The organism is Enterococcus sp. (genome assembly GCF_022711995.1).
Classification (GTDB): Bacteria; Bacillota; Bacilli; order Lactobacillales; family Enterococcaceae; genus Enterococcus_D.
Genome location: NZ_JALAHI010000022.1, coordinates 1 through 4,803, shown reverse-complemented (window position 1 = coordinate 4,803; position 4,803 = coordinate 1). Strand labels below are relative to the sequence as shown.

The following is a 4,803-nucleotide window of genomic DNA, read 5'->3' as shown; positions in this document are numbered from 1 at the left end:
TATGCTAACGGAAAAGCCGCAACGCTGGAAGAAGGTTTTGAGCTGGCACGAGAGTGTATCGCTTCCGGTGCCGCTTATGACAAATTGCAAATGCTGATCCGTCAGTCAAACAACCAATGAACTTCAATAAATAAGCAGTAAGGAGGAGAATTATGGATTTTTTAGAAAAGATTATCCAAACAAAAGTTGCTGAAGTAGCAGCTATGCCGCTGGAAACCTTGAAGACAAGTAAAAAACGTCCTTCATTTTATCAACTGGTCAAAGAAAAACCACACAAGATGCACCTGATTGCCGAAATCAAGCGAGCCTCTCCCTCAAAAGGAGACATCAATCAAACAATTGATCCAGTTACTCAAGCCAAAGCGTATGAAGCCGCTGGTGTGAGTGCCATCTCCGTTTTGACCGATCAGCAGTTTTTCAATGGCTCGCTGGCAGATCTCGAAGCAGTCAGCAAAGTCGTTTCGGTGCCATTATTGTGCAAAGACTTTATTATCGACAAAAAACAGCTGATTCGTGCCAAGAATGCCGGCGCTAGTCTCGTTTTATTGATCGTTGCTGCCTTGGAGCCAGAAGCATTAGCTAAGCTGTATCACGAAGCAACAACACTTGGACTGGAAGTGCTAGTTGAGACCCATAATTTGGCTGAATTTCAGCAAGCTCAAGCACTGGGTGCCAACATCATTGGTGTCAACAATCGTGATTTAAAAACCTTTGCTGTTTCCCTGGATGTCAGTCTTTCTCTAGCACCTCAACCATCAGACGCGATTTATATCAGCGAATCCGGTATTCAAACAGACGCAGATGTGCGGCAACTGGCTCCCTTTTTTCAGGGGATCTTAGTTGGGGAAACCTTGATGAGAAGTGAACATATTGCTGACACAGCAGCCGGTTTGCAGGTGAGTCGCCTATGACTAAAGTCAAAATTTGCGGACTCACCGAACCCTTGCATATAGAGGCAGCAGTCAATGCAGGGGCTGATTACCTTGGCTTTGTCTTTGCTAAAAGCCGCCGGCAAATCGAACCGGCAGAAGCTCGCAAGATGACGGAACAAGTCCCTAAAACCGTAGGAAAAGTCGGAGTCTTTGTCTCTCCCAGTTTCGAAGAAGTTCAAACAGCAATTCAAGCGGCCCAGCTGACAGCGATTCAGCTTCACGGGAAATTGAAGCCATCTTTGGAAACAGCGATCCAAACTGGTGTGTTTGCTCATCAAAAAATCGCAGTGATCCAAGCGTTTGATGGCGAGGCAGATACGTTAGAACAAGCATTTATCAGCAGCAACTCAGATTTCGGGTTGTTAGATGCTCCCGTAAGAAATCACCTCTATGCTGGTGGAAATGGGCAATCCTTTGATTGGCAAAAAGCAGCCAAAAAATCGCTGCCGTTTTCTGAGCGATTTTTTATTGCAGGGGGATTACATGTTGCTAACGTTCAACAGGCCATCGCTATTTTTGATCCCTATGCAGTGGACATTTCTTCAGGGGTTGAAACAAATGGCAAGAAAGACAGTAAAAAGATCCAACAATTTATTCACTTAGTAAAGGAGAAAAAAAGATGACCCACTATCCCACAGAAACAGGATTTTATGGTACTTTTGGCGGCCAGTTTGTACCAGAAACATTGATGTTTGCAGTCAAGCAGTTAGAAACGACTTATCGTGAGGCACAAGCAGACCCTAATTTCCAAGCAGAGTTACAAGATTATCTCCACGAATATGTAGGGAGAGAGACACCCCTCTATCACGCACAGCGATTGTCACAACACTTAGGCGGGGCCAGAATTTATTTGAAGCGAGAAGATTTGAATCATACCGGTGCACATAAAATCAATAATGCTTTGGGACAAGTGTTATTAGCAAAACGGATGGGGAAAAAGAAAGTTGTGGCAGAGACGGGTGCTGGACAGCATGGGGTCGCTACAGCGACTGCAGCGGCATTGTTCGGTATGGAATGCACGATTTTTATGGGTGCGCTAGATGTACAGCGGCAAGCGCTAAACGTCTTTCGGATGGAATTATTAGGGGCAAAGGTGGTTGCGGTCACTTCAGGGAATCAAACACTGAAAGATGCCGTCAATGAAGCATTAAGATATTGGGTCGCAACTGTCGAGGATACCCATTATGTCATGGGGTCTGTCCTTGGCCCACATCCTTTTCCGGAAATTGTTCGCGACTTTCAAAGTGTGATCGGTAGTGAGACACGACGACAACTGCTAGAAAAAGAAGGCCAATTGCCCACGACGGTGGTTGCTTGTGTGGGAGGCGGCAGCAATGCAATGGGAATGTTTTACCCTTTTATCGCTGATCAAACGGTTCGCTTGATTGGGGTGGAAGCAGCCGGAAAAGGGGTGGAGACCACTGAACATGCGGCAACATTGACAAAAGGCAGTATCGGTATTTTGCATGGCTCAAAAATGCATCTGCTGCAAGACGATGATGGGCAAGTGATCGAACCCTATTCGATTTCAGCTGGTTTGGATTATCCGGGGGTCGGTCCCGAACATTCCTATTTGAAGGAAATCGAACGGGCGGAATATTTTGCTATCACTGATAAAGAAGCTGTCGAAGCATTTTACCTCTTGTCCCAAGTCGAAGGCATTATTCCTGCCTTGGAAAGTGCCCATGCCGTTGCCTATGCCCTCAAGCTAGCTCCGACAATGCATCCAGAGGAACGTTTAGTGATCTGTTTGTCAGGACGAGGGGACAAAGATGTTCAACAAATCAAAGACCGAGGAGCAGAGAAATGACAATCAAAACATTGACGAAGAAAATGAAAGAGCGCCAAAAACAAGGCGACTCATTGTTTGTTCCCTATATCATGGCTGGAGCCAATGGTCTAGAAAAACTGCCAGCAGAAATAAAACTACTGGTGTCCCACGGCGCAGCCGCTATCGAAATCGGTGTGCCTTTTTCAGATCCTGTTGCAGATGGACCTGTCATTCAAACAGCAGGGATGCAAGCGTTAGCCAATGGCACGACCTTAAAAAAAATCATTGCTGCGCTGAAAGTCATCGAGTCAGAAGTTCCATTGGTGCTGATGGGGTATGCCAATTCATTCTTTCATTATGGCATTCAACGATTAGCCGATGATCTGAAAAACACGGATGTGAAAGGAGTGATTATTCCCGATCTGCCTTTTGAGCATCGAGCGCTAGCAACCCCTACTTTTGACACTGCAGATCTGGCGCTGATCACATTGGTTTCATTGACCAGTCCACCAGAGAGAATTCAGACATTGATTGAAGAAGCAGAAGGTTTCGTCTATGCGGTGACAGTGAATGGTGTTACCGGAGAAGACCGCCAATACAACGAACAGTTGGATCAGCATTTGCAAGTTATTACTGATAAAAGTCCGATTCCTGTCTTAGCAGGTTTCGGGGTATCGACTCACGCAGACGTGCAGCGCTTTAACCGGGTGTGCGATGGCGTAGTGATCGGTTCAAAAATCGTAGCAGCCTTACAAAACGATTCACTGCCTAAAGTCAGTGAAATGCTAACAGAACTTGTTGGCGAGTCATAGGAAAGTAGGTTCAAAAAAAGAATCCGATCTGGGTTCTTTTTTTGCGGACAAAACAGTCTTTTTTTATTTCCCGATGAGTTCCTAGATAAAATGGTACCCATTATGTGACTTCAGCCAGAATAGAGAGTGGGAGACCATCAACGGAAGAGTATGGATCCTTGCCAGAACAAAAGAGGGTGTAGAATCTGGATACTGTGAAAGTTTCTAATAGAAGTAATAAAACCGTTAAAAAAGAATGAGACTTTAGGCGGATGTCCAAAAATTATTTGTTCGTTAAGATGAACCTATCAACTAAAGAGAGTGGGAAAGAGTGTGAGAGGGAATAAGAAAAATATTGTTTATCTGATGTTGGGACAAATTATTTCAGTTTTTGGTGGCGCTATTTTACGATTTGCATTGTCATTATTTGTGTTAGATGTAACTGGCAGAGCAGACATTTTTGCGACAGTCTTAGCCGTTTCTAGCATACCGGTATTATTTGCACCTATTGGAGGAGCGATCGCGGATCGCTTCGATCGAAAAATTTTGATGGTTTTGATGGATGTGGCTAATGCGATTATTGCTTTATTACTATTTCTAGTTGTTGGTACTTCTGAGTCTATTCTGTTGATCGGTATTCTAATTTTTATTTTGGCCATCGTTGGCAGCTTTGATACCCCTGTTGTAGGGGCTAGCATTCCTTTATTGGTAGAAGAGGATCAGTTGGAAAAAATCAATGGATTGTCAAACGGCATATTACAGTTATCAAATGTTGTCGCGCCAATCTTAGGTGGTGTATTTTATGGTTTATTGGGGGCAAAAATGTTGATTGCTAGCAGCGTGTTCTTTTTTGTGGCAGCAGCGATCATCGAAAGCTTTTTAAAAATCCCTTTTGAAAAACGAGAACAGTCCTCTGGAACGATGGTGCAAACATTGCTAGGAGATTTAAAAGATGGTTTTAGAGAAGTAAAAAACAATCAAGTGATTTTAAAAGCAATCATCGTTGCGGCAGCGATCAACTTTGTATTGACTTCATTTTTCATCGTAGGCCTACCAGTAATTTTGAGAATGACTTTGCAAGTGAGTGATACCATGTATGGAATCGGGATGGGTGCTTTTAGCTTGGCCAGTATCATTGGCGCAATTTTTGCCGGCCCATTAACGAAGAATGTAAAATTCAATAATTTTTACCGTGTATTTACTCTTTCGGGTATTTTATTGCTGATCATGAATTTTCTTTTACTATTCATTACAGCAAATCCTAGTATAGGATTCATCGTAATCGTTATTATAGAAATGATTATTGGAG

Annotated in this window: 5 protein-coding genes and 1 pseudogene; all 6 read left to right on the top strand. The window is 43.6% G+C overall.

What is annotated here, in order from left to right; translation table 11 throughout:
* Positions 1–120, top strand: a pseudogene (locus tag Q0A12_RS01975) (anthranilate phosphoribosyltransferase); the annotation flags it as partial.
* A gap of 32 nt (positions 121–152) precedes the next feature.
* Positions 153–911: an indole-3-glycerol phosphate synthase TrpC gene (trpC, locus tag Q0A12_RS01970; protein ID WP_291291043.1), complete on the top strand. Its 759-nt coding sequence runs from the start codon at positions 153–155 to the stop codon at positions 909–911.
* Entirely contained in the window at positions 908–1,555 is a 648-nt protein-coding gene (locus tag Q0A12_RS01965) for a phosphoribosylanthranilate isomerase (RefSeq protein ID WP_291291042.1), read from the top strand. Before trpC ends, Q0A12_RS01965 begins: the two co-directional genes overlap by 4 nt.
* Positions 1,552–2,742 carry a tryptophan synthase subunit beta gene (gene trpB / locus Q0A12_RS01960; protein ID WP_291291041.1) on the top strand — a complete coding sequence of 397 codons (1,191 nt, stop codon included), beginning with the start codon at positions 1,552–1,554 and terminating at the stop codon, positions 2,740–2,742. The genes Q0A12_RS01965 and trpB overlap by 4 nt, the downstream gene beginning before the upstream one ends.
* Entirely contained in the window at positions 2,739–3,515 is a 777-nt protein-coding gene (gene trpA / locus Q0A12_RS01955) for a tryptophan synthase subunit alpha (protein ID WP_291291040.1), read from the top strand. The genes trpB and trpA overlap by 4 nt, the downstream gene beginning before the upstream one ends.
* A 312-nt stretch (positions 3,516–3,827) precedes the next feature.
* Positions 3,828–4,803 (top strand): MFS transporter (locus Q0A12_RS01950; RefSeq protein ID WP_291291039.1); only part of this gene is annotated, 976 nt, incomplete at its 3' end.

What these genes read in the sequence shown, in the direction of transcription:
- Q0A12_RS01965 (WP_291291042.1), top strand. Translation starts at nt 908, where the DNA reads ATGACTAAAGTCAAAATTTGCGGACTCACCGAACCCTTGCATATAGAG.
- trpA (WP_291291040.1), top strand. Translation starts at nt 2,739, where the DNA reads ATGACAATCAAAACATTGACGAAGAAAATGAAAGAGCGCCAAAAACAA.
- trpC (WP_291291043.1), top strand. Translation starts at nt 153, where the DNA reads ATGGATTTTTTAGAAAAGATTATCCAAACAAAAGTTGCTGAAGTAGCA.
- trpB (WP_291291041.1), top strand. Translation starts at nt 1,552, where the DNA reads ATGACCCACTATCCCACAGAAACAGGATTTTATGGTACTTTTGGCGGC.